Source organism: Pseudomonas sp. Root401 (assembly GCF_001425105.1).
Taxonomy (GTDB): Bacteria; Pseudomonadota; Gammaproteobacteria; order Pseudomonadales; family Pseudomonadaceae; genus Aquipseudomonas; species Aquipseudomonas brassicacearum.
In genome coordinates this window covers 1-25,181 of the sequence record NZ_LMDO01000025.1, presented here as the reverse complement: position 1 = coordinate 25,181, position 25,181 = coordinate 1, and the positions used below count along the sequence as shown (strand labels likewise).

At 57.3% G+C, this 25,181-nt stretch carries 22 protein-coding genes; 2 read left to right on the top strand and 20 right to left on the bottom strand.

Features of this window, described 5'->3' with window-relative positions; genetic code table 11:
• Position 1: 1 nt before the first annotated feature.
• The 4 genes from ASC85_RS19080 to ASC85_RS19065 form a co-directional block, all read right to left on the bottom strand.
• A complete protein-coding gene (locus ASC85_RS19080; RefSeq protein ID WP_057450911.1) occupies positions 2-685 on the bottom strand; it encodes an amino acid ABC transporter permease in 684 nt (227 codons plus the stop codon).
• Positions 682-1,338, bottom strand: a complete 657-nt coding sequence (locus ASC85_RS19075) for an amino acid ABC transporter permease (RefSeq protein ID WP_057450910.1) — start codon at positions 1,336-1,338, stop codon at positions 682-684. Before ASC85_RS19075 ends, ASC85_RS19080 begins: the two co-directional genes overlap by 4 nt.
• Positions 1,338-2,126, bottom strand: a complete 789-nt coding sequence (locus ASC85_RS19070; RefSeq protein ID WP_057450909.1) for an amino acid ABC transporter ATP-binding protein — start codon at positions 2,124-2,126, stop codon at positions 1,338-1,340. The genes ASC85_RS19075 and ASC85_RS19070 overlap by 1 nt, the downstream gene beginning before the upstream one ends.
• Positions 2,127-2,204: 78 nt before the next feature.
• A complete protein-coding gene (locus ASC85_RS19065; protein ID WP_057450908.1) occupies positions 2,205-3,074 on the bottom strand; it encodes an ABC transporter substrate-binding protein in 870 nt (289 codons plus the stop codon).
• 98 nt (positions 3,075-3,172) lie between these two features.
• Here ASC85_RS19065 and ASC85_RS19060 point away from each other — a divergent pair, with 98 nt between their 5' ends.
• On the top strand, positions 3,173-4,261 hold the full coding sequence (locus tag ASC85_RS19060; RefSeq protein WP_057450907.1) for a GlxA family transcriptional regulator: 1,089 nt from the start codon (positions 3,173-3,175) through the stop codon (positions 4,259-4,261).
• 151 nt (positions 4,262-4,412) lie between these two features.
• Here the strand turns inward: ASC85_RS19060 and ASC85_RS19055 are convergent, their stop codons facing one another.
• From ASC85_RS19055 to ASC85_RS18995, 13 genes are all read right to left on the bottom strand, one after another.
• Positions 4,413-4,880, bottom strand: a complete 468-nt coding sequence (locus ASC85_RS19055; RefSeq protein ID WP_057450906.1) for an SRPBCC family protein — start codon at positions 4,878-4,880, stop codon at positions 4,413-4,415.
• Positions 4,881-4,912: 32 nt separating this feature from the next.
• Entirely contained in the window at positions 4,913-8,389 is a 3,477-nt protein-coding gene (locus ASC85_RS19050; RefSeq protein ID WP_057450905.1) for an amino acid adenylation domain-containing protein, read from the bottom strand.
• 12 nt (positions 8,390-8,401) lie between these two features.
• Entirely contained in the window at positions 8,402-9,331 is a 930-nt protein-coding gene (locus tag ASC85_RS19045; protein WP_057450904.1) for a diiron oxygenase, read from the bottom strand.
• A gap of 25 nt (positions 9,332-9,356) precedes the next feature.
• Positions 9,357-9,704: a DUF4437 domain-containing protein gene (locus tag ASC85_RS19040; protein ID WP_057450903.1), complete on the bottom strand. Its 348-nt coding sequence runs from the start codon at positions 9,702-9,704 to the stop codon at positions 9,357-9,359.
• Positions 9,701-10,477 (bottom strand): DUF3050 domain-containing protein, encoded by a 777-nt coding sequence (locus ASC85_RS19035; RefSeq protein WP_057450902.1) that lies wholly within the window; start codon positions 10,475-10,477, stop codon positions 9,701-9,703. The genes ASC85_RS19040 and ASC85_RS19035 overlap by 4 nt, the downstream gene beginning before the upstream one ends.
• A gap of 461 nt (positions 10,478-10,938) precedes the next feature.
• The gene (locus ASC85_RS19030; RefSeq protein WP_057450901.1) at positions 10,939-12,483 is read right to left on the bottom strand and encodes an MDR family MFS transporter; all 1,545 of its coding nucleotides are present in this window, start codon (positions 12,481-12,483) and stop codon (positions 10,939-10,941) included.
• Positions 12,476-13,648 carry an HlyD family secretion protein gene (locus ASC85_RS19025; protein ID WP_057450900.1) on the bottom strand — a complete coding sequence of 391 codons (1,173 nt, stop codon included), beginning with the start codon at positions 13,646-13,648 and terminating at the stop codon, positions 12,476-12,478. Before ASC85_RS19025 ends, ASC85_RS19030 begins: the two co-directional genes overlap by 8 nt.
• Positions 13,645-15,147, bottom strand: coding sequence for an efflux transporter outer membrane subunit (locus ASC85_RS19020; RefSeq protein ID WP_057450899.1), 1,503 nt, complete (start codon positions 15,145-15,147; stop codon positions 13,645-13,647). Before ASC85_RS19020 ends, ASC85_RS19025 begins: the two co-directional genes overlap by 4 nt.
• A gap of 209 nt (positions 15,148-15,356) precedes the next feature.
• On the bottom strand, positions 15,357-16,097 hold the full coding sequence (locus ASC85_RS19015; protein WP_057450898.1) for an AraC family transcriptional regulator: 741 nt from the start codon (positions 16,095-16,097) through the stop codon (positions 15,357-15,359).
• Between the two features lies 1 nt (position 16,098).
• The gene (gene leuA, locus ASC85_RS19010; RefSeq protein ID WP_057450897.1) at positions 16,099-17,793 is read right to left on the bottom strand and encodes a 2-isopropylmalate synthase; all 1,695 of its coding nucleotides are present in this window, start codon (positions 17,791-17,793) and stop codon (positions 16,099-16,101) included.
• A gap of 293 nt (positions 17,794-18,086) precedes the next feature.
• The gene (locus tag ASC85_RS19005) at positions 18,087-19,022 is read right to left on the bottom strand and encodes an AraC family transcriptional regulator (RefSeq protein WP_057450896.1); all 936 of its coding nucleotides are present in this window, start codon (positions 19,020-19,022) and stop codon (positions 18,087-18,089) included.
• A 21-nt stretch (positions 19,023-19,043) separates the two neighbouring features.
• The gene (locus ASC85_RS19000) at positions 19,044-19,877 is read right to left on the bottom strand and encodes an oxidoreductase (protein WP_057450895.1); all 834 of its coding nucleotides are present in this window, start codon (positions 19,875-19,877) and stop codon (positions 19,044-19,046) included.
• A 99-nt stretch (positions 19,878-19,976) separates the two neighbouring features.
• Entirely contained in the window at positions 19,977-21,458 is a 1,482-nt protein-coding gene (locus ASC85_RS18995) for a hypothetical protein (RefSeq protein WP_057450894.1), read from the bottom strand.
• Positions 21,459-22,062: 604 nt separating this feature from the next.
• Here ASC85_RS18995 and ASC85_RS18990 point away from each other — a divergent pair.
• On the top strand, positions 22,063-22,335 hold the full coding sequence (locus ASC85_RS18990; RefSeq protein WP_013692211.1) for a hypothetical protein: 273 nt from the start codon (positions 22,063-22,065) through the stop codon (positions 22,333-22,335).
• A gap of 721 nt (positions 22,336-23,056) precedes the next feature.
• Here the strand turns inward: ASC85_RS18990 and ASC85_RS18985 are convergent.
• The 3 genes from ASC85_RS18985 to ASC85_RS18980 form a co-directional block, all read right to left on the bottom strand.
• Complete coding sequence (locus ASC85_RS18985; RefSeq protein ID WP_057450893.1) at positions 23,057-23,443, bottom strand: hypothetical protein; 387 nt, start codon at positions 23,441-23,443, stop codon at positions 23,057-23,059.
• Complete coding sequence (locus tag ASC85_RS32175) at positions 23,443-24,033, bottom strand: CdiA family toxin C-terminal domain-containing protein (protein ID WP_162254880.1); 591 nt, start codon at positions 24,031-24,033, stop codon at positions 23,443-23,445. Before ASC85_RS32175 ends, ASC85_RS18985 begins: the two co-directional genes overlap by 1 nt.
• A gap of 474 nt (positions 24,034-24,507) precedes the next feature.
• A complete protein-coding gene (locus tag ASC85_RS18980) occupies positions 24,508-24,810 on the bottom strand; it encodes a DUF600 family protein (RefSeq protein WP_039010461.1) in 303 nt (100 codons plus the stop codon).
• Between the last annotated feature and the right edge of the window lie 371 nt (positions 24,811-25,181).

Below are 25,181 nucleotides of genomic sequence, written 5' to 3'. Positions count from 1 at the left end.
TTCAACCTCGAATGGTTTTGCGTCCGCGAGAAAATCGTACTTCCAGTACTCGCGATAACAGAGAAAGAGGGAAAGCGATGACGAAATAGAACAACCCCACCAGCAGGAAAATATGCATCGGCAAAAAGGATTCGGACGCGATGGCCCGAGCCGCCAGCATCAACTCATCGGTGGCGATCAAGGCGCACAGGGAGCTGTCCTTCAGAATCGACACGTAGGCGTTGAGCAACGGCGGCAACATGCCGCGAATGGCTTGCGGAAAGATCACGGCGGTGAAGGCTTGCACTGGCGTCAGGCCGGTGGCGATGGCCGCCTCACGTTGGCCTCGATGCAAGGAGTCCAGTCCGCCGCGCAGGATCTCCGCGACGTAGGCCGAGCCCTGCAAGCCCAAACCGATGGCTCCGGCCCAGTAACCCGACAGCGTCAGCCCGAGGCTGGGCAAGGTGAAATACAGCGCCAGCAGCAACGCCAGGAGCGGCACCGCACGCATCCCCTGGATGAAGAACACCGCCAGACGCTTGAGCAATACGTTGGGACTCTTCATCGCCCAAGCCAGTAACGCACCCAACATCGCCGCCAGGGCGAAGCCTGTCAGGGACAGCTCGGCGCTGACCCGTGCGCCGAGTAGCAGGCGCGCGATCCAGTCGCTCCAGTATTCCGGGTATTGCTGGAAAAAACTGATCATCGCGCCGCCCCCAGATGACGTTCAAGTCGGATGAATCCCACGCCAATGGGCAGGATCATCGCCGCATAAATGCACATCACCGCCAGATAAATCAGCGAGGTCTGGAACGTGGATGTCACAAGATTGCGTGCCAGGAACATGATTTCCGGCACGGCAATGGCCGAGGCGATGGACGTGTCCTTGATCAATTGCGTGACATAGTTGGCATAAGCCGGCAACGCAACGCGCAGGGCCTGGGGCAAGAGGATGTAGCGCAGGATTTGCAGACGGTGCAGGCCGATGGCCTGCCCGGATTCATGCTGGCCGACGTGCAGCGATTGCAAGCCGGCTCGGAAAGTATCGGCCAGCACTGCGCTGCCTACCAGGCTCAAACCGACGATGGCCGCCAGCCACGCGGGCAGATTGATTCCCAGATAGGACAGCCCGAAGTAGATCAGAAACAGGTGCGCCAGCGCAGGCACGTTGCGCATCCATTCGATGAAACAGGCGATGGCGCCGTGTACCAGTCGCGATCGGCTGAATGTCAGTAAAACCGCCAGCACCAGACCACCCGCGCTGGCCAGCACCAAGGTGCAGAGGGCGATTTCCAGTGCGTTCATTGCGCCTTTGAACAGCAAGGGCAACAGCCCGAGGAAAGTTTCCAGATTCGCCATCAAGCGCTCTCCACAGCCATGCGCCCAAGAAAACTGCGGGTACGTTCGTGACAAGGGTTGTCGATCACTTGCGCCGACGGCCCCTGTTCGACAATGCGTCCGCCGTCCATGAAGATCACCCGATCCGCCACATCGCGGGCAAACCTCACTTCATGGGTGACCATGATCATGCTGCGGCCCTCTTGCGCCAGCTCGCGAATCACGGCCAACACTTCGCCGACCAACTCGGGATCCAACGCCGAGGTCGGTTCGTCGAACAGAATCACTTTCGGTTGCTGGGCCAAAGCCCGGGCGATGGCGACCCGCTGCTGCTGACCACCCGACAATTGCTCGGGATAAGACTCGGCCTTGTGTCGCAGATGGACTTTTTCCAACATCGCGTCGGCCATCTCATAAGCCTGCTTGCGCGGCATGCCCTGGGCCTTGATGGGACCGAGCGCGACGTTATCGCGCACGTTCAAGTGCGGCCAGAGATAGAACAACTGGAACACCATGGCGATCTCGCGGCGCTGCACAGCCATCTCCCGGTCACTCATCAGACGTAAACGCTTACCGTCCTTGACCTGCCCGATCAGTTCGTCCCCCAGCCAGATCTCGCCACTAGTCGGTTTTTCCAGGTAATTGATGCAACGCAGGCAGGTGGACTTTCCAGAACCGCTTGGGCCAATCAGCGACAGGGTCTCACCGGGTTTCAACTCCAGGCTGATGCCCTTGAGCACTTCCAGATCGCCATAGTTCTTGTGTAATTCGTGCACACGCAGCAACGCGTTGTCAGACGGGCTCGACATCTTGGCTAACCTCTTTTTGTTATAGGTATCGCGATGAGTCGAAGCATCCGCATGAGTCCGCCCCATCGCCGCACACACTTATTTGCAGCCGGGTAGCGTCCAGTCCGCGGGGCGATCGACGCCCAGGCGCAGGTCCTTGCCTTCAGGCATGAACCAGACATCCTGGGTCAAACCGTAGCGAGCACCGATCTTGCGCATCTCACAGTTTTTCCAGAGCGTCTGAATCTGCGCGTTGACCGCCGTCACCAGTTCCGGACTGGCCTTGTTGAAGCCGAACACCACCTGACCCAAGCCAGTCAGCAGTGGGAAATTCGGATCGTTGTCGACGAAGGCGTTGAAATGCAGGTGCCATTGCTCATTGCGGGAAATGGCGTATTGCATGACCGGTGGGTCGCCGATCACCGCATCGATGCGTCCGGCGAGCAGATCGCGAACGGCCGCATCAGACGTGTCGTACAGGGCGACTTGCAGGCCATCGATCTTGCGCATCTCAGGGATGAACGAAAAACCGGTGATGGTGCCGACTTTCTTGCCTTGCAAATCCTTGAGGCTGTCCCAGTTGGTCTTGTCTGTCTGGGTGATACCGTTCTTGAAATAGTGGATAGGGTCGCTCAAGGCCATGATTTTCGAGCGTTGTTCGGTCCAGCCCATGGTGCCTGCCATGACATCCACGCGCTTGGACTGCACCGAGGCAATCGTCCCTGACCACTCCATTAATGCCGGCTTGACCTTAAGGCCCAGTTTTTCGGAAATTTGTTGAAGGATTTCACCGTCATAGCCGACCATCCGACTATCTTGATACCCTGTTCCTGGCATATCACCACTGAAGGCGATGGTCAGGCTGCCCGGCTCTACTGTCTCCAATGCGAACACCGGTGCCGCAGCCAGCACGGACACCAGAAAACCGGCACAAATAGCGGAAAAACGCTGAACTTTGGACGTCGTCATCGGATGCTCCTCGATAGTTTTCATGGTGGCAGCAGAACGTTTTGCATAGGCCCATCGTAGTGGGACCGGCGCTATAACTTGTTGGATGCTTTGCACAAATGATTGAACATTTGCGACATTCTGGCGGCACCGAGCCTGTGGCATCCCAGGAAAGCCTCGTGGACGGGCTCGATCATGGGCAGGCGCGTCATCCACCCATGCGCCGCGGCACCGCCGAGCTGTCCATTGGCATCATGTTGTGGCCACGCTTCCCCTTGCTGTCGCTGTCAGGGCTGACCGATGCGTTGCGGCATGCCGCCGATACGGGTGATCAAAGCCGCCCCATCCGCTGCCAATGGAAAGTACTCGGCACGCCCGGGCAAAGGGTCATCTCCAGTAGCGGGCTGGACGTACCGATCGACAGTGAACTCGCTGACCCGGAGCGTTTCGACTACATCGTGGTGATTGGTGGATTGCTCGACTCCATCGAGGCGGTTCCGAAAACCTATCCCGCGTTCCTCCACCAGGCCGCAGCCGCACAGGTGCCGTTGATCGGCCTGTGCACCGGCAGCTTCGTGCTCGCGCGACATGGGCTGATGGAGGGGCGAACGGCGTGTGTCCACGCCTACCATGGCGATGACTGGAAGCACCGGTTTCCCACGTTGCGCTTTGTCATCAACAGAGACTTTCTGATCGACCGGGACCGGATCACCTGCGCTGGCGGTGTTTCAGTTATCGAACTGGCCCTTCATCTGATCGGCATGCATTGCGGGCCGGATCGTGCGGGCAAAGTTGTGCATCAGATGACCGTGGCGAAGAACACGTCCAACAGTTTCGTCGATCGACGCAAGGCTCTCGGGTACGCCAGTTCATCCAATCGTAGGCTGCATGAAGCCGTGATGTTGATGGAAAAACACATGGCCCAGCCGCTGGACATCGAGGCCATTGCGCATCTGCTCGGCACCAGTAAACGGCAATTGGAACGCCTGTTTGTCGCTGAAACCAACAACAGCCCAGCCCAGTTCTACCGCCAGGTCCGACTCCGGTTCGGCAGATGGCTGCTGGTGAGTTCCGATCGCCAGATCGGCGAGATCGCCTTTGAATGTGGCTTCGCGGATGCACCACATTTTATTCGGCACTTTCAGAGCATGTTTGGCATGTCGCCAGGGAAGTTGCGCAAGGCCCTGATGCAACAAGATGGGAAATAACGGCGCAAGGATCGTATGGATTTGCAGTACGAAAGCTTCAGTTAACAGCAAAGAGCCACCATGAAAGGTGGTCTCTTTGCCACTTAACAGCTATCAGTAGCGGTGCCTCACCGCTACACCGAAACTACTCGTATTGTTTTCACCGGCCCGTTCAAGCGTACAACGCCTTTACATTGTTCATCGCATCATCGGCAAAGCCCTGCAGGAAAGCCTCGAACTCCGGTACGTCTTCCTTGCCCCCCATGTAGGGCTCTCCAATGATGGTCCAGGTCGCAAGGCTCTGGTCAGTGCCCTGAGGGGTTACCTCCATGACCGCCCAGAGGTTGCCAATGTTCAGCGACGTATAGATCAGCGACCACGTCATGGTCATGCGTGCATCGTCATGGGTGTTGAGTTGCTCGATGACCACATTGCCATCCCGGAAGAACTTCTTGCGCACTGAGCGCACACCGGTACCGGTCATTTCAATATGGGACAAGGCTGGAATAAATTTCGCGAAACCTGCGAAATCACCGACGACACTCCACACACGCTGTGCATCTGCGTTGACGGTGACGCTGGCGACAATCGGGTTACCCACTGGGTTTCGGACTAAGGTATCGGGTTCAAAGTGTTGCATGAGGAGCTCCTTCCAGGTCAGATAAAGCTGGTTCAGATAAAGTCGATTTGCTTGAGGTAGTCACAGCCTTTTTGCAGCAGTGCACTGTTCTTGGCCGGGTAGTCTTCCCCCATGCTCTGGATGCCTGAGAGCGCATTGCGGTACTCGATCATCGAGATATCGCCAATGTCTTCTTCAAACCCATTGAGGTAAAAGCCGACCACGCCGAACAGCGCGTTATCACTGTCGATAGCCGACAGGCGCTGCTGCCATTGCGTCACTGGAACCATCTGGAAGTCGTGACCGGCGGCGCGAAACGCCTCCAGATAGTGGGTCCATGACAGGGGCTGCGGGTTGTGCAGGTTGAACACCGCTTTGGAACGGTTATGGCGGCTGGCATGAAAGGCGATGAAACGGGCGAGGAAATCCACCGGCATCAGGTCGAAATTGAGCGCCAGTTCGGGCACTTCCTTAAGCTGCAAAGAGCCTTTGAGCATCAACATCAAGCGGTTCTGATGCGGCTGGCACACCCCCGTACGCGTATTGAACGCAATGTTTCCCGGGCGGTAGAGGTTGACCCAGACGCCCAACTCACTGGCGTTCCACAGGATGCGCTCAGCCACCCACTTGGAGAGGTTGTAGCCATTGCGAATGTAGATCGGTGGTGTGAATGCCGGCGGTTCTTCCAACACCCGGCCCTGTTCATCCACTGTGCTTGAGGCCGACAGGGTGGAGATGAAATTGAAAATTTTCTTGCTGCGCCCTTCACACAGTTGCAGGCATTCGAGCACGGGAGTGACGTTGTCCTTGACCAACGACTCGTAGTCGAGCACGTGGTTGACGTTGGCCGCGTTATAGATCAACACGCCATATTCACGGTCCAGCCATTCATAGTCGTGCTCGGATAACCCCAGGCGCGGCTTGCTGATATCCGCCGCCAGTACCTTCACGCGGCTCACGTCCAGATGTTCGAGACGGTTCTGGATCAGCGCCTGTTCGAAGCGTTGCTGGGCGCTCATCCCCGCCGACTCACGAACCAGACAAGCCACTTCGGTGCTGCCCAGTTCCAGCAGTGCCTCGACAATATGCACGCCGAGAAAACCGTTGGAGCCGGTCACGATAACCTTGTTTATGTTACCCAGCCGGCTGATCGGCAACACGTCCAACTCAGGCCGGATCATCGCGTCTTGCAGCGCCTGGGGGCTGACCGTAGCACTGGCCTCAATGTCCTGATCGATCAGGTTGGCAAGGTTGACCAGGGTGGGTTGTTCGATAAAACGGTTGATCGAGACCCCTTTGCCAAACGTCTCGCGAATGCCCATGAGCATCTGCGACAAAAGGATCGAGTGACCGCCCAGGTTGAAGAAACTGTCATCCACAGAGATGTCCGGCGCGGGCAGGTCCAGCAGCCTGGACCACAGCTCCAGCAACTGCTGCTGGGTGGCGTTCTGAGGGGCCAGGCGCGGTCCTTGGGTCTTGTAGTTGACCGGCAAGTCTCTTAAGGCTTTGCGGTCGATCTTGCCATTGGCCGTGGCCGGCAGGCGCTCCAGCAGGCAGTAGGCGCTGGGGCGCATGTAGTCAGGCAAATGCTTGAGCGCGTAAGCCTGCAACTGTTCGCTGGCCACTTGGCCCTCACCACTTTGGGGCTGGGAGAAAAACGCCAGGATGCGGCGCTGGTTATCGATGACCACCGCCAGCTGACGGAACAATTGGCTCGATTGCAGCAGGTGCTCGATTTCTTCCGGTTCGACCCTGAACCCACGGATCTTCACCTGGTTATCCAGGCGCCCGATGATCTGGATGCCTTCCTGGGTCCAACGTGCCAGGTCGCCGGTTCGGTACAGGCGCACCCGCTGACCGTCGGGCAACTCATGCAGACGGTAACGCTCGGCAGTCATTTGCAGAGCGCCCAGGTAGCCAGCACCTACACCGGGCCCGGCTATGTGAATCTCACCACTGTCCGCTTCGCCTACCGGTTGGCCGTGTTCATCCAGCAGATAAACCGAGGTATTGGCAATCGGCACGCCCAGGTTGCGATTGTTGTCTCCCGGCAGGAAGGTGCGGCAGGTGGCGAGCACCGTGGTCTCGGTGGGACCGTAGATATTGTGCAGCGCACAGTGGCCCACCAGTTGCTCGATCACATGGGGCTCGCACACATCGCCGCCCGTTACCAAATGCTGCATACCGTACAGCGACTCAAGCTGAATGATGCTGAGCAAGGCCGGCGGTAAAAACGCATGGGTGACCTGCTCTTGCTGGATCAATTCGGCAAGCGCTACCGGATCCCGGCGCTGGTCTTCAGTGGGCACGATCAACTCGCCACCCTGGATAAGCGTCGGGAAGATATCCAGCAACGAAGCATCGAAATTTATGGTGGAAAACTGCAATGCGCGACTGTGATGACTCAGTTCTACATAGCGTGCATACCACGCGCAGAAGTGGCTCAGGTTAGCGACCGTCAGCAACACACCCTTGGGTTGCCCGGTGGTGCCCGAGGTGTAGATCGCCACGCAGGGCGCCGAGCCGGCCAGCGGTACTCGCAGCAGACTCTGATCCGGGGCCAGGGCTACCCTGCTGTAGCCCTGTGCGCCGTGATGGAAGAAATCCAGGTGGCTAATGTCCAGGGTAGCCAGGCCCGGCAGTGGGTTGTCTGCCTGCGTCTCCTGAATCAGCAAGCTGGCGCCGGCATGCTTGAGGATCGCCGCACGGCGCTCCGCAGGATGGCTCGGATCCAGCGGCAAGTACACGGCGCCACACCCCATCACCGCCAGGATGGCCGCGTACAGCGCCGTCCCTTTGGGCAACGAGATCGCGACCACCGTCAACCCACCGGCGGAAACCTCGAGCAGCGGCTGCAAGCGCTCCTGAATCGCCACGCTATACGCATGCAATTGCGCATAGGACATGCCACGCCCCTGCACTTTCAAGGCGTTGCGTTCGGCATTGGCCAGCAGGCTATCGGCCAGGCGTTGTACGAAGGGGCGCTTGGCCTCCTCCAGAATCCCGGCGTTGACCGTTGCATTGTGGCGATGGCGCCAGGCCAGGCTGTCAAGCAGGGTCAGGCTCGAAAGCCGGTCGATCGCCTGCACCGGCTCACGGGGCACCTCAAGATAGTCGGCACTGCGTGAGAAACGCCCAATGTGCATACTGGCCATCTCCACCACCTGCGCGACCGCTTCACATGCCAGGTCGGCCCCGTTGCCGGCGGTATCGGCGCAGACCTCGCGGCGCCCCAACAACATCCAGTCGCCATCACCAGGACGCCATAGGCAGTCCACCCGCACGGGCGCAAAGACATCGCTGAGGTCGTCGGAGTGCGCCCGCAAAGACAGGCGATGACACGACGGATAATGCGGGGATTGCGCCGTGCTGGCGTCATCTATCAATAAGTCCGCCGCCTGTAGCCGGCAAAGATCAATGGCGTTATCACTGGTCAACAAGTGGACCGTATGGCCCATCTGTTCCAGCTCTTGCGTAAGGCAGGCGAGCACATGGCTGCGCCCACACAGAACGATATCAAGATGTCTCATTGAAGTTGTCCTCTAGCGCAGATAACCGGCGAGTGCTTCCTGCATGCAGGGAGCGTCGAGCAGAGCGCTGTGTTTGAAAAATCGGACGATGTTGCCTACCAGCGGGTGAGACGGCGTGATCGGAAAACTCATGCCTTCGACCTCCTTACGCAGGGCCGCCTTGACCCCGGGGCTTACCGGCAGTTGCTCGATCAGCGCGAAATCAAATCCCTGCTGGATCTCGTTGGTCAGGTATTCACCCAGGAACACCGGCATGATCGAGGCCAGCGCTCGCTTGTCCTCCTCGCTCGCAGTGCTCCAGTAAATACGGGTCAATTTGGCCCAGAAACCCGAATGTCGTCCCTCGTCAGCCAGATGGTCTGCCATCAGTCCCTTGACCGATGCCTTGACCGAGTCGTCGCGGGCAAAGGCCGCTACATCATTGGTCAGGGTGTTTTCCGCAATGGCGACACAGATCAATTCGACGGCCGCCTTGAGGTGCTCGGGCGCCATGGCCAGCGCCTTGGGAATCGAACGGCTGAGTTCGATTTCCGCTGGCAGGGCAATGGGTTCGATTCCGGTCAGCTCGATGGTCTGTTGCATGTAGTCCATCGCCACGAGGGCGTGATAGTCCTCATCGACCACCACGGTCATCGCGTCATATCGGCAGGCAAACGGGAAGCGTATGGCGAAGTTATCTTTCGCAATGCTCCTGGCGGTCCTGTCGACAATTTCCGTTTCAAAAATCACCACATCATTAATAAACTTGTACAAGCTTTGAACGAGCACAAAGTGCTGCAAGTGAGCGCATTCCCGTATAAATGTCGCACCCATAACCAAGGGTTGGCGACTGATCGGAAATATCAACTTTCCATCATCTTCCAGGCGTCGTCTTGGCCGCGTACGAATGGTCGCCCGCTCCTCCCAAGACTCGGAAAATGATTGATACTCTTCAGCTCTCATGAATCTTTCCCTTTGTTCATGATGATCAGTAGTAATGCACTTCAAACAACAGGCATCCGTCCTTTGAATTAAACGGTCCATGCTCGGTGTGTGCAGCCCTGAAGAAGTAACTGCCGTCGCGGTAGGTTTTCTCGGGGCGATCCTTACTTGCCAGCTCAGTCTGGTCGCCTTCAATCAGATACACTTCTTCGTGATAATCATGGGTGTAGATTTCACGCGTGCCACCCCCGGGATGGAAACGTACCAACCGCGTACGAACACCCGTTTTCGTCACAGGATCCAACGTATCCTTGAATACCGTCAGGGTAATGTCGCGCTCCGACTTCACCTCAAACCATTGGGCCTGGTCAGCCTCGATGACTTCGAAGTTCATGCTACGCACTCACTGACAGTTTCGCGCATGGACATGCGCAAGTTGTCCCACAATGCCAAGCGGCTTTGCACTGCCGCGATAGCCGATACGTAGACTTCCTCCTGGCGCTGCGCATCGCCATTGACCAGCCGCGCCAACAGGCTTTCCGCCGCCGGGCCGTGGTCTTCCGAGTCCACTTCGATGTGGCGCTGCAGGTAGTAGCGGAAGGTGGGCGCATCATCTGCGGTAATGTCCCAATCATCGAGGATGCGCTGGAACATCTCCGGAATGACGCTTTCACGGCCATGCAGGAACGCGGCGGCAACACTGTGGGTGGAGGCGTTGATAGCGGTTTCGATGGTGTCGGTGACGAAGGCAGAGGCTGCCAGGCCGGCGCCACAACGCGTGAGAGCCGATGGCAGGTCGACGCCGGCGCGCATCAGTTTGACAAAATGTTCGATCTTGTCGGTGCTCGCGCCCACTTCCCGCATAGCGTGCAGGTAGAGTTCGAAGTGGCTGTAATGACCGCCTTGCAGGTTCTGGTCAGACTCCTCGCCGAGGATGATCTCATTGATCAGGTGAGCGGCCGCCGGGTCCAACGGCGGTAGCCAAGGCAGGCGAGTACAGGTCAGGTCCTGTTGCAGGCGCTTGGCCAAGGACATGAAATCCCACACCGCGAACACATGGGTTTCCATAAACGCGCGCAGCACCGGCAACGAATTGATTTCAGCAAAAATCCGATGATTGCCCAGCTCAACCTTTTTCGCGTTCAACAGCGACTTTTTATCTTCCATGTTGCGCTCCTTATCAGGCTGCAGTCAGGTCTGGCCACGCAAGACTTACCTGTTTAGCTTTTTTCAGGCATAAGTAGTCCTGTCTCGCCACTAGCCGGCCAGAACTAAAGCTTTATTCAAATTAGTTATAGATTCATGCTTCATTAGCGCGAAACTTCAGCCGCCGAAGCAAGACGCAACTTAGAGGAATTCCACGACACCGAGCAAGCATTTTTTAGAAAATTAATACAATTTAATTCACAACTATAAATACGCAAACAAAAGAAGCCCGACCGAAGTTAATAACATCAACTTCGTCAGGCAATAGTTGGCCGACACCCCATTCGGAGTGCAAACAACCTATATGTCGTTGCTAAGTTAGCAATCAATCAGTCTATGAACAGGCCGTTCGCCATTTCCCCACTCAAGTTCCCTCTTGCCCGCTGACAAACACCCGCTCAGTGCTGGCGGGCATAATCTGTTCAACTCTTCACGTGTTGACGTAATGCCAAAGCTGCCACACCACACAAGATCAGTGCGATACAGGACACATAGAACGCATCGCTGTAGGCCATCAAGTACGCCTCACGACGCACGGTGTGGATCAGGCCCTCCAGGACCTGCTGTTGGGCAGGTAATAGTTGGTTGAAGATGAAATTTTCGCTGTCGGCCATGCTGGCGCGCAGGCGCTCCTGCAAGGACGGGGAAAACAGGGTGATCGACTCCCCCACCCGCTCGGAGTGAAAGCGCTCGCGCATGGCGACGATCTGCGTCAACCCCGCGGTGCCCACGGCCCCGCCAAGGTTGCGCAGCATGGAGAACAAGGCGGAAGCGGAACCGGCTTCATCTTTGGCCAGGCCGGACACCGCCAGCACCGAAAGCGCAACCATGATCAGCGGCTGTCCGATGCCGCGTACCACCGTGGAAGGAATGATCACGTTGGCGGCGCTATCGACATCCAGGTGCGCGCCGAGGTAGCACCCCAGAGCCATGATGAAAAAGCCGCTGGCGACCATCAGTTTCGGGTTGAGCCACTTCATCAGGCGCGGCATGAACGGCGCCAGCACCAATTGCACCATGCCGTAGGCGATCAGGCTGATGCCGATTTCCCGGGCATTGTAGCCCTGCAATTGGGAGAGGTAATTGGGTACCAGGAATACCAGTCCGAAGGTAGCCCCGCCGAAAATGAACATTGCCGCGCTGGCCACCCCGAAGTTATAGCTCTTGAGCAGGCGCAGGTTGATGAAGGAGCGGCTGCCATACAGCTGCGACAGCACGAAGTACACCAGGGCGATACCGGCGATCAGTGACATCCACCCAATGAAATCGGAGCCGAACCAGTCCTTGCGTCCACCTTCCTCCAACACAATCTGCAAGCCGCCCAGGCCGACGATCATGGCCAGGATGCCCCCCCAGTCGCCACGCTTGAGCAGGCTCAATTGCATAGGCTTGGCATCGATGGACCACGCCACCGCCATCAACAAGAGAATGCCGGGGGCCAGTTGCAGGTAGAAAATCCAGCGCCAGGAATAGGCATCCGTCAGCCAGCCGCCTATCGATGGCCCGGCGGCCTGGGCAACGCTGTTGGACAGCGCGAACAAGGCCATGCCCATCGCAATCTTGCTGGGCGGTAGCTCGGTGATGATCAGTTGGAATGACAAGGGGATCAGCACCGCGCCAGCGGCACCCTGGATCACCCGAATGATGATCATCACTTCCAGGTTGGGAGCCCAGGAACAGGCAATGGACGCTACCAGGAACACAAACGAACCCACGAGCATCACCCGGCGCAGGGAGAACACCTGGACCAGCCAGGCGGTCAGCGGAATCATCACGATTTCCGCGACCAGGTAAGCGGTGGAGATCCACGAGCCCTCCTCGAAGGTCGCCCCCAGGGAACCTTCGATTTCCGGCAGCGCGGCGCTGGTCACATGCACGTTCATGCCGGCCATGAAACAGCCGAACAGCCCTCCAATCACCGCCACCCAGGCGCGAAAGGAAACGGTCTTTTCAGCGACTTCAGTCATGCGCCACGCCCTGATTGGCTGACCGGGTGTCAACGGTGGTAATCACCGACATGCCCGGCAGGATAGGCCCGCCCTGGTCATGCTCATCGATGACGATTTTCACCGGGAAGCGCTGCACGATCTTGGTGAAGTTGCCAGTGGCGTTGTCCGACGGCAACAGCGCGAACACGGCCCCGGAACCTGGTGAGAAACTCACCACATGGCCCTTGAGCTTGCGTCCCGAGTAGCTGTCGACGCTGATATCCACTGCTTGGCCGGCGCGCATGTCGCGCAACTGGGTTTCCTTGTAATTGGCCACCACATAGGCTTGCTGCAAGGGCACCACTGCCAGCAGCGGCAAACCCGGTGCGACGTATTGACGAGTGCGCACTTTGCGCTGCCCCACGACCCCGTCGATGGGCGAGCGGATCAAGGTGTCTTCCAACGCATGAGTCGCCAGGTTCAACTGCGCCTCGGCCTGGCTGCGTCGGGCAATCTGTTGTTGGAGCGAGGCTTCGGCCAATTGGCGCCGAGTGATGGCAACGGTCAACCGGGTTTCCTGTTGACGCTGCATGGCCTTGGCAATTTCCACCGCGGCGTTGGCCTGAGTGTAGCTGGCGGCCGCCGTTTCCAGACGCTGAGCACTTGCGGCATGTTCGCGCACCAAGCCTTTGTAGCGGCGCTGGTCAAGGCTTGCGCGGCGCAGCTCGGCAGCCACGCTTCGGGTGTGGGCCTCAGCCTCGACCACGCCGGCCTTTTGCTGGGCGATCAGACTGTCGGTGACTTGCAGGTTGGCCTGTTGGGCGGCGACCGAGGCCTGGGTTTCCGTCAGTTGTGCACGCGCCTGCGCCAAGCGGGCCTGGTAATCGCGGTCCTCGATGCGCACTAGCACATCCCCGGCCTTGACGGGCTGATCATCCTCCACCAGCACCTGGGCCACATACCCGGAGACCTTCGGGCTGATGGGAATCCAGTCGGCACGCACATAGGCATCATCTGTCTGTTCCAGGTAACGCCCCACTGTCATCCAGTACACCCCGAACGCCACCGCCGCGGTCAACAGTGCAACGCCGCCCAGAAGGATCAGGTTGCGTTTGCGCCGTTGCTTGCGCGCATGCATGAGTTGCTCGACCACATTCTCCTGCTCGTCCTGGACGGCGTTTCTTTCATCGACAGCGATATTCATGGCTGGGTACCGGAAAAATTGACGGAAGCGCGACTGAGCGCAGCGGTCGGGGTAGCGGAAGAGGAAGACTGCCAACCGCCGCCAAGCGCGCGAAACAGGCTGATCTGGCGCTGCAACAACTGGCCATCGGCATCGGCACGCGTGGCCTGCAAGCGGATCAGCTCACGCTCGCTGTCCAGCACGTCGAGAAAGTCGATAGACCCGGCGTTGTAGTTGACCTTGGCCAATTTGTAGGCTTGGCGGCTGCTGTCCAGGGCCTGGCTCAAAGCGGCGTGGCGCTGACGCTCGCCGTCATACAACGCGAGGGCCTGGCGTACATCCTTGAGGGCCTTGAGCACACTGGCCTCGAATTGCGCCACTTCCACCTGCTCCAACGCCCGGGCCTGGTTGACCCGCGCGCGATTGGCACGCCAGTTGGGGAACTGCCAGGTAATCAGCGGTCCGATGCCAAACATCACCGCGCTGCTGTCTCCCAGCTCATGGGGTTTGTTGGCGGATGAGGACACTGAAGCGCCAAATGTCACCTTCGGGTACAGGTCGGCCTGGACGATATCCACTTGCAGCGTGGCCGCCTGCAGCGCTCGCTCGGCTTGACGGATATCTGGACGGCGCGCGAGTAATTGCCAACCGTCGCCCACCGGCAGCTCGGCATTGAGTTGCGGCACAACCTCACAGGTCGCCGCGCCAGAGCCTTGTTCCAGGTCGGCCACGCCGGTCAGCATCGCCAGTTCGTACAAGGCAGCTTGCCGGCGTGCCTCCAGCATCGGCAGCAGCGCCAGGGTTTCGCCCTGCAGCGCCTGCAAGCGGGTGTATTCGAGATCTGTCACCACACCGGCCTGACGCTGCCGGTCGGTCAACGCCAGGCTTTGCCCGACGACTTCCAGCGAATGGCGCTGGACCTTGGCGCGAGCACCCAGGGCGCAGGCATTGACATAGGCGCGAGTGGTTTGCGCCACCACCGTGATGCGCAACAAGTCTTCGGCGTCCTGCGCCGCGGCCGCCTGAACCTGGGCCCGTTCGATGCTGCGCTGGACCTGGCCCCAGACGTCCACTTGATAAGCCAGTTCAAAGCCTGGGTTGAACGCCCACTGTGACGGCGCATGGCTATCGGTCGCCTTGGCCTCGGTCTGATCATCGGCTGTCTTGCCGTACTCGGCGCCCAGCGACGCCTGGGTCGACGGCCAGCGCTCGGCATCGGCCTGCATGATTCCGGCCAGCATCGATTGCACATGGGCCTGGGCCGCCGCCAGATCGCGGTTGTGCAGCAATGCCTGCTGCACCAACGCATCGAGTTTAGGGTCGTTGTACAACTGCCACCAACGTTCAGGCAGTGCCTGGGCTGAAACGCCCTGGGGCAGGCGACTCAGGGCATTGATGCGTTCCGGGTGTGGCTGTGCCGGTAAATGGGCGACCCAAGAGGAACAACCCGCCAACAGCACCACCGCCACGCCAAGCAGCGAAAGACGTCCATGCCGTGGGAAAAAAGAAGGCGAACCCATCGAATAAATCCAGAATGCCAAGTAGAGACGCAGGATAAAAGAGCCACGGGCTGCACATCTCCTGAGTTCCAGACAACCATCGTTTCGATTGGGACAACGTACCTGCGGACCGCAGCATTGCGCTCGCCAGCACGCCGGGCGCGCGCAAAAACATGGCCTGCCTGGAGGCGGGCCATGTTCGATGGGTTTGCGCTATCGCCGGGGGAGAATCAGACCAGGCGGCAGTTGCTCGGGGTGTAGCCCATTGTGCGCTTGAACATTGCGGTAAACGCACTGGGACTCTGGTAGCCATGCTCCAACGCGACTTCCAGGATCGATACGCCGCTGGCCAGCCGTTGCATGCTGAGCAGCAGTCGAGTGTGCTTGCGCCACTCCCCGTAACTCATTCCCAACTCTTTCTGGAACAACCGAGCCAGGGTGCGCGAACTCATATTGAGTTGCACCGCCCAACTTTCCAGTTTCGACTCCTGTGAAGGGTTGTCGATAAAGTCGGCACACAGCGACTTGAGCCTTGGCTCATCAGGAATCGGCACATGCGCCAGAACCCTTTGCGCCCTGCCGAGCTCCGAGAAAATCAGATCGACAATCTGCACATGACGCAATAAGGCCGGCTCACTATCAGGCTCATCGGCCGCTGCGATGATCAGCTCCCGCAACAGCGGCGAAACCTTGAGGACATGGCATTCCTCCGTCAACGTTCGGCGCGCACCCGGTGAGATCAACAAGGTGCGCATGCGCACCTCGCCGGTCATGCGGATCTGATGCTCCACCCTCGAAGGGACCCAGAGCGCATGCCCGGAAGGCACCACCCAAGTGGTCCCAACGACCGACACCAGCATCACACCGTTAATGGCATAGACCAGTTGACCCTCTTCATGCCGATGCGAAGCCACTATGTCGCCGTGACCATAGTTACCGGCGAGCGCCGCCAATGCGGTATGCGCATTCATCTCAGGAAGGCACCGCGACGCTTACCACGCTGAGCAGGCCCAGGCGCGATGCGCGGTTGACGGCACTGGTCACCGCCTTGAGGGAAGCCAACAAGCTACTGCCATCGCGGGCGGCACCGAACAGCAACTGGTTGCCCACGCGGATTTCCACATAAGCCAGTGCTTCGGCTTGGGCCCCGTCACGGGTGGCATGCTCGTGGTAATCAGCGATATCGAAGTGGATGCCGCGCTGGGCAAAGGCATCGACCAGCGCCGCCAGTGGGCCGTTGCCCTCGCCACTCAAGTCGATGCGCTGCGCACCGTGTTCAAGGGTGGCTTCCAGATAGGTCACATCACCCTCGCTGACCAGTTTTGGCATCCGCAACGCGTAAGGCTTGCCCTGTTCCAGGTAATGCTGGGTGAAGCAGGCAAGGATCATCTGGCCGCTGATTTCCTGGCCGGAGCCATCCGCTTCCTGTTGGACCAGGCCGCTGAATTCCATCTGCAAGCGACGCGGCATTACGATGCCATGCTGCTCCAGCAAATAAGCCACGCCACCTTTGCCCGACTGGCTATTGACGCGGATCACCGCTTCATAGCTGCGGCCCATATCGGCGGGGTCGATTGGCAGGTACGGCACTTCCCAAATACCGTTTGGGTTGGCCTGGCGTGCCGCAAAGCCTTTCTTGATCGCGTCCTGGTGCGAACCGGAGAAGGCGGTGAACACCAACTCACCGGCGTAAGGGTGGCGAGGATGGGTAGGCAATTGATTGCAGAACTCCACCTCACGCTGGACATGGATGATGTCCGAAAAATCCAGACGAGGATCGATGCCACTGGTGTAGAGGTTCATCGCCAGCGTCAAGATATCCACGTTGCCGGTTCGCTCACCGTTACCGAACAACGTGCCCTCGACACGCTCAGCGCCGGCCAGGCATGCCTGCTCCGCGGTGGCAACGCCGGTGCCACGGTCGTTATGGGGGTGGACGCTGATGATCACGCTGTCACGACGGCTGAAATGCCGGCAGAACCATTCGATCTGATCGGCAAACACATTGGCGGTGGAGACTTCCACCGTTGTCGGCAGGTTCAGGATCATCTTGTTGGACGCGGTCGGCCCGAACGCATCCGTCACCGCCTCACAGATCTCGAGCGCAAACTCCAGCTCGGTGAAGCAAAAGGTTTCCGGGGAATACTGGAAGGTCCACTGCGTCTCGGGATTGTTGTCCATGTGCTGTTTGATTTCGCGAGTGGCCTGGGTGGCAATCTCGATGCACCCGGCGCGATCAACACCGAATACCACGTCTCGAAACACCGGGGCGGTCGCGTTGTACACATGCACAATCGCCCGTGGAGCGCCCTTCAGCGCCTCGAAGGTGCGCTCGATGAGATGGCTGCGAGCCTGCGTCATGACTTGAATCGTCACGTCATCGGGAATCGCACCCGTTTCGATAAGTTCGCGCACGTAATCAAAGTCGGTCTGCGAAGCGGCTGGAAAACCTACTTCGATTTCCTTGAAACCGACCTTGACCAACAGGTCGAAGAAACGACGCTTGCGCTCGGCATTCATCGGCTCGATCAAGGCCTGATTGCCATCGCGCATATCGACGCTGCACCAGCTAGGCGCAACGGACTGGACCTTACCGGGCCATGTGCGGTCGGGCAGATCCACTGTGGTGAAATGTCGATATTTGCTGGAAGGATCCTTCAGCATCATGGCGGTTCTCCTTTTTATACCGTCCGTAGGTGGGCAGGCTCGGCATCTGACGCCACCGAACATTGGATCCAATAATAAACGAACATAACTTGATACAAATTGCGTTTTCACATCAACAGCAAAGTGAAATCCACAAGAAACACTAATAATGTTTAATTTTTTGGTTTTTTATGCTCAAGCTCTAAACGCTTCAACAATTTTACGTCTTGCGGGTTAGGGTCATCACACTGCCCTGGCTGCTGCGGAAGCGGTATCAGGAGAGGAAACGACGATGTAGGAGCAATCCAGCCCCCCTAATGCGACGAAACATAAACAGACGACGCAGCAGGCGCAGGCAACGCATAAGTCGCCTTCATCCATTCAATCTCCGCCTGAGGCGTTCGCCCGAACATCCGCTTGAACTCGCGACTGAATTGCGAGGCGCTTTCGTAGCCCACATTGAACGCGGCCGTCGAGGCACTCATGGTGTTGCGCAGCATCAATAATCGCGCCTGGTGCAGGCGTGTTGATTTCAAGTACTGCATGGGCGTGGAGTCCGTCACGCTGCGAAAGTGCAGGTGAAAGTTGGGGATGCTCATGTTGGCTTCATGGGCGAGCGCTTCGACGTCCAGATGCTCGTGGTAGCAGCTGTGGATCTTGCGGATCGCCCGGGTGATCTTGCCGAAGTGCCCCTGGCGACTGAGCGCGGCGCGCATCGAGCCGCCCTGCTCGCCGGTCAGGATCCGGTAGTAGATTTCCCGTACCAGCGACGGCCCGAGTATTTGCGCTTCCCCCGGGCGACTCATGGTTTCCAGCAGACGCAGCGTCGAGTTGCGCAGCAAATCGTCCATGGGCGAGGCGTACATGCCTTTCGGTTGGGCATCGCTGGGGCCGAGGGTCTCGTCGACTTGCAGCATCAACTCGCTGGCCAGCTGTAAGTCGAGGCGCATGTAGACCGCCAGCATGGGCTCAGCTTCGGTGGCGTCGGTCTCCATGGTGAACGGAACAGGGACTGACACCACCAGGTAGTGCTGGGCGTCATACACGTAGACGTCCTCCCCCAGATAACCGCGCTTGCGCCCCTGGCACAGGATCACGATACCGGGCTCATACAACACCGGCGTGCGCGTCAGCGGCCGGTTCGAACGCAGAAAACGGATGGCCTCCAGCGCGCTGAGGTTGTAGCCCTCGACCGGCGCCAGCTGTTCCATCAACTGCACCATGCGCGAGGTGTTTGAGGCCTGAGTCATTGATGCCCCTTTGCTGGCCGCTCAACCGTCGGTCGAACGGGTCAGCGCTTCCCATTGATCAATCTCACTGGCCGCACGACTGAGTTTGTCGCGCACCAGGCTCAGTGCATCGCTGCCCAACAGCAAGTGCGCGGGTGGCGTCGGGCTGGCAATGATCTGCAGCATCGCTTGCGCCGCTTTCCGAGGGTCGCCCAGTTGCTTGCCGCTTTTCTCCACGCGCGCTTTACGTATCGGATCGAAACTGGCGTCGTAGTCGGCAATGCTCCGCGCCGTGCGCTGCATCGAACGCCCCGCCCAGTCGGTGCGAAACGAGCCAGGCGCGACCGCGGTCACGAAGATGTTGAACGGTAGCAGCTCCTTGCTCAGCGTATCGGAGAGGCCTTCGAGGGCAAACTTGCTCGCGCAGTAATAGGAAATGCCCGGCATCGTAATCGTGCCGCCCATGGAGGTGATGTTGAGGATATGACCGGCATGGCGCTGGCGAAAATACGGCACGAAGGCCTTGGTCACCGCCACCGCACCAAACACGTTGACGTCGAACTGGCGACGCATCTCCTCCAGCGGCGACTCTTCGAAGATGCCTTCATGGCCGTAGCCGGCATTGTTGACCAGCACATCGACCGGGCCGTGAGCGGCTTCGATCTCCGCTACTGCGCTATCGATTCGGTCGAACTCGGTGACATCCAGAATCACGCCATGGGCACGCTCCGTGGAGAGAGCCTCGAAGGCCTGCAACGCCGCCTCACTGCGCACGGTGCCGATGACACGGTGGCCCGCTGCAAGTGCTTCTTGCGCCAGGGCGTTGCCCAGGCCACTGCTCACGCCGGTGATGAAGAGGGTTTTTCTGTCGTGCATGGTGAACTCCAATGGATAAACAGGAGGCCATGGTAACGATCGAAAAATGCCCCACCTATGCCGGTTTGCCTTGGGGCATTGCCTATTCCTATCAGCGCGTCAGATGCCCGGACCTGTCACGTGGGCTGGCAACCTGGCCAAGCGGTCCCAACCGTTTGCATCGATCCCGGCGCAGTTGGGCAACCACAGTGTTTGCAGCGGAAGCTGCTCCAATACAGGCACCACGGCCGACGTGATCCGCGATTCCCCTGGATCAGCCCCGAGTGTCAGGTCCCGCAGCGGCATACGCGCAAGATGAGCCACCCCGGCGTCAGTCAGCCATGGGCTGTCAAGCAAGCCCAGGCGCTGCAGCGGCAGGTCCCGCAAACAAGCCAGGTCGGCATCGCGCAGGTTCAGGCCGCTTATTTCAAGTTGCTCCAACGGTAGCCCCAACTCGGTGAGCTTGCGCAAAACCTTACCGTCGACGCCCTGGCAAAAGCTCAGATTGAGCCGCTTCAGCGGCAGGCCGGCCAGTTGTTTCAGCTCCTTCCAAGTGATGTCGTTCAAGGACAGGTCCAGGGACTCCAACTGCAACCCGCGCAGCTCACTCAACGTACTGGCACAGACACCTTGCACATCGGAGAGTCCCAATCGCTTCAGGGGAAACTCGTGCAGCACATCGAGCCGCTCGATCACTTGGCGTAGGCACTTGAGGTCCAGCTCCGCGAGCGGCATTCCCTCCAGCACTTCAAGATCGTCTTCGCAGATGAACGCAGAGTGCAGCGAAAGCTTTTCCAGGGGCAGCCCCCGAATCGCCTGCAACACGCTCTCGCTTGCATAACAGTCATCCAGACTCAACGAGCGTAATCCCGTCAGGTCGCGAAGCCAGGACGGATCGTCCAGGATCGCGCCGCTGCCACTGAGGGACAACTGTTCGAGGGGATGACTTGCCAGGTGCGCCATGCCACGGGACGTCAGCTCGCCCACGCGTTGCAAGGTCAGGGAGCGCAGCTTGAGGCGTGACAGTGCACGAAGGCCGTCGTCGGTCATCTCATCGCAACGGTTCAACGACAATTCCTGCAACGGGCTGTCGCTCAGTTGACGGAGGAAACTGTCATCGAAGTCCTCGCCGTAGGTTTGCAACTTCAGCCGACGCAAGCGTGCGGGCGACGGGAGGCAATTGGCGTTATCGTCGCGGGAAAAATTACTGACTTCCAAGGTTTCGAGAGCATTGGCGGGCAAACGCTGCCACGTCTCTGGCCCGCAGATAAACCTCGGGCTGTTGAGCACCAACGTGCGCAAGGGCAGCCCGGCCAGGGCGTCACACCACTGTGGCTCGGCGTTGTTCAACTCCAGATGGTCGACCGGTAGGCCGCGCAGTTGCGGCAGCAAAGGGCCGGGGCGGTTTGTATGGGGTGTGGTGTTCAGTTGAGCCATCAGCACGTTGGCAGCCGGATCGCACAGGCCTGCCGCGATGCGCAAACCTTCCAGTGATGCCTCACCGGTATCGAGCAAATCGCGATAGAGCGAAGCGCGCGTGGTGGTGTCATCGGGGTTGGTGGCGAGTTGGGCGATTAGAGCGTTGCGGTTGGAGGTGGGCACGATCTAGGAGTCTGCGAAAGGGATTGAAGGGGAATATGAGCGTTAGGGAAGCATAAAAAGGAGTCTTGCTGAAGAGGCTGTCAGGGCTGGGTAGCGCCATATGCTTTCACCCTGTGGCGAGGGAGCTTGCTCCCGCTGGGCTGCGAAGCGGCCCCACGATTTTGCGGTCGCTGCGCAACCGAGCGGGAGCAAGCTCCCTCGCCACAGTCCCCTCTCTAGCCACGACGATGCGCGGAATGGACGACTGGCTCGCCCCTGTTGATAGCCCCAAAGCGATGTAGGGAAATACCGCCGCTGAAAGGCCAAAGCTCCTACATGAAGCTCGGAAAGCGGTGTCTTGTGGCGCTTGAGCGGAGCGGCCTATAGTTCCTCGTCGCCCCAATGGCGACTCGGGTTTGGCGACCCGGCAACGAGGTGCGAGAGCGATCTGCTTGTTTGCAGGCGCCCCCGCATCAGTGATACTGCCACCACAATGGCAGTTGTACGCGGGAGATCTCCGGGTCTGCCGGTACCTCGTTCCGGTTCGCCAACCTGCGTACGGCTGCCACCATTCGTTTGGCGACGATTAGTTGGTAGCTCTCACTTAATAACGAGGTTACAACTCATGAATCGATACATGCCCATCACCGGCATCGACTGCACCCCCGCTACCCTGCTGATCGACACCGAAGCCCCGCTTGATGTCCTCTTCGAAACCGCTGATTACCGCATCCGAACCGTGACCCAACTGCTGGAAAACATCGCGTTCCGCTCGGAGATCAGTTCCGACACGCTGGTGCTTTCCGACTTCTGCAAAATGCTGACGATCGCGCTGCGCGATGGGTGTGATGTGATGGATGTGATTGGCCGACGATTGCGGGCGCAGGCGGTTGAATAAATGAAGATGGCGCAGTTCTGAGAACTGCGCCATAACTGCGCCAAAAAATCCTCAAACAGCGCCAACACAACCTGGTCTTCGAGCACCGACTACTGAACAATGTCCAAACATCCAGGAGCGGGGTGAGCCTCTCAATGCTCTTGGCCTGGCATCCTGAAATCGCCCGGCGAACGGCGCAGCGCATCCTTGCAAACCTGATCGAAAGCAGCCTCTGGAAGGAAACACCTACTCACAGCTCGACACGCGACAACTCATCGAGCAAGGTAAGGCAGCACAGGGCAAAGCCGCTATAGAAACGCATCCAACTAACTCTTTTCGCACTAGAACTATAGCTTTATAAAGTCAAAAACCTGACCAAATAGTAGTTCAATCTTTGGTGACACTTTAAGGGAATCAAGTGCTTCACTTGGGGTTACGGGCATATCAAACGACTCAAATCCTCGCCGAACGGCGATACCGTACAACGCATATTCGTCATTCTTCTCATGCTCCCAACAGGGCACATAGCCAACAACTCTATAGACTTTGAAAATCTCATCATGAAAACCCATCAAGTCATATAAAAATGCTGGAGCAGCATTCAGCGACGAAGCCTGAGCACACCAGGCATTAAATTCATCCCTGCTTATTGAAAAGGGGACAGATTTATTTACAACCCGGGCAAAACCAACAAATCTGTCCTCTCCGTTTCAAAAAATAAACCTGTCCTCTTTTTGCTCCATCATCGTTTTGAGTAACGATCTTCTAATCTTTCAGCAGACCTTAGAACACCATCCCCCTCATCAGGAAAGAAAGCAGAGTAAACATCAGCTGCAATTTTCATCAGGGAAACGTAGTCGGGCACTGGGATACTTGAAGTTTCCACTTCGCCCAAAAAGAAACTCACCTCACTGAAATCTTCTGGATCGTCCCAGTCCTGATCAAGTGAGTAAAAAAATCCCTCACTCACAGAGAAACCAACTCCCCGCGAAGCGTCATAGATAAACGCTGGAAAATTAGTCCTCCCTCTTACTATAGAGGCCTCTATCAATTCGTAAAGGTCTTCATAATCCAAGCCAGTTGAAGCAAATGATTCCTTGAGGCTCTCAAGCCATGTCAAGCTAGCCATCAGTTTGTCCTCGGCGGCATAGTGATTAAGGAGTTTGTTATTTCTCCAGTCTTACTATTACGTGTCACTTGGAAGTGATAGCCATCAACTTTAATACTAGCTTCTCTCAAAGCTGGATTGGCTTTAAACAAAGACTCAGCTTGGACTGCCGCTCGACTAGACATATCAGCCACTTTAGTATCCAGCAGAACCTTTGGATCGTAAGTCGTTTTTGTGGATGTAGGCTTATACCCACCTATCAATTCGCCCTTAGTGTTAGTTCCAGGCAACTGATAGCTATACTCAACAAGGCCAGAATAGCGGACATCCGTGATTTTGTTGGATATTTTCGCGCCAGTTATTTCAACCGATTGTAGGAAGGCATCGCTGTTGTGAGCGCCAGAAATCGTCCCCGCCTTACTATTTCGCACTCCAATCTGGGTGTTATGACAATGAAAAGGGGACACAATGAAAAGGGGACCAATGAAAAGTGAAAAGGGGACAGATTTATTTACAACCCGAGCAAAACCAACAAATCTGCCCCTCTGCGTTTCACAAAATAAATCTGCCCCCTTTTTGCTCGTCCCCTTTTTGCTCTCTTCGCAATTCAAGCTACATATCCAAACCCAACTTATCTGCTACCTCTCGCAACCGCATAGAAATATCAACTATCTCATCTTTGCTTAAGCCACAATACGTCGCCAACGAGCTCTCTGGAACGTTTTGAACAAGTGCCAACCCACAGGATACAAAATACCTTAACTCCCGAGGAGTAACTTCCAAATTAATCAAGTCTTTTTTAGTCTGATCATTCATTTCTTTGGAACCTGAGATTTTATGTAATTATCCCAACCAACACCACCTTGGTCAGGTCTGAATGCAGTCGCCTCGCCTCTCTGCCCTCTAATAACAATTGTCTTTGTTGAGTTATCAAGGTAGTACATAGTTCCATCAACAAAAAAAGCAAAAAAAAGCAAAAAAAAGGGGACAGATCTATTTATAAACCAAGAAAAGCAATGAGCCTGACCCTCTGCGCCTCACAAAACAAATCGGCCCCCTTTTTGCTGGTATCGGGCATTTAAGCGTCAGTAATTAAATTTCGTTTTCACCTCACCCTCACGGCGATAGGATATTGCGAAAGAAAGCCATTCCTCACCTCGCGCCTTGCCCTCTACCCTCAACTCCTTTATTAGCCTATATAGTTTGGCACTATTAAAATCGGTATCAGCATCGGTTACTTCAACACCATCTTTCTCAACAGTCAGCACCGACTCCATATACCCTTCACCCACCTCAACCTCATAACAGAAATAGTCATAACCAAAAACTATTCCAGATTCAATCAAAGAAAATATCTCCTTCACAATTTCTAAATCTTTAGTAACCATTACTCACCTCTGGAATTTTGCCAGCTTCATTTTCAAAGGATACCGTTCGACTTTTACCACCAATAGTATAGGTCAACTCCATAGTATCCGGCCTTAGCGAAGCTGCAAAAAATGGGGACAGATTTATTTATAAACCGAGCAAAACCAACAAGTCCGCTCTCTCTGCGTTTAGAAAATAAATCTGTTCCTTTTTTGCTTGAGTTGCCTGATTTTGGGCTGCTGCGCAGCCGAGCGGGGATAAATCCACTCGCCACAATGAAATTATTGGACCGCCTGCCCGGCTGATTCAGAAGGCGTCGTTGTGACCGCCGGCTCTATAACTTTCGCGGAACGCCCTGTATCGACATCACGAACTTCGTAATACCACCATT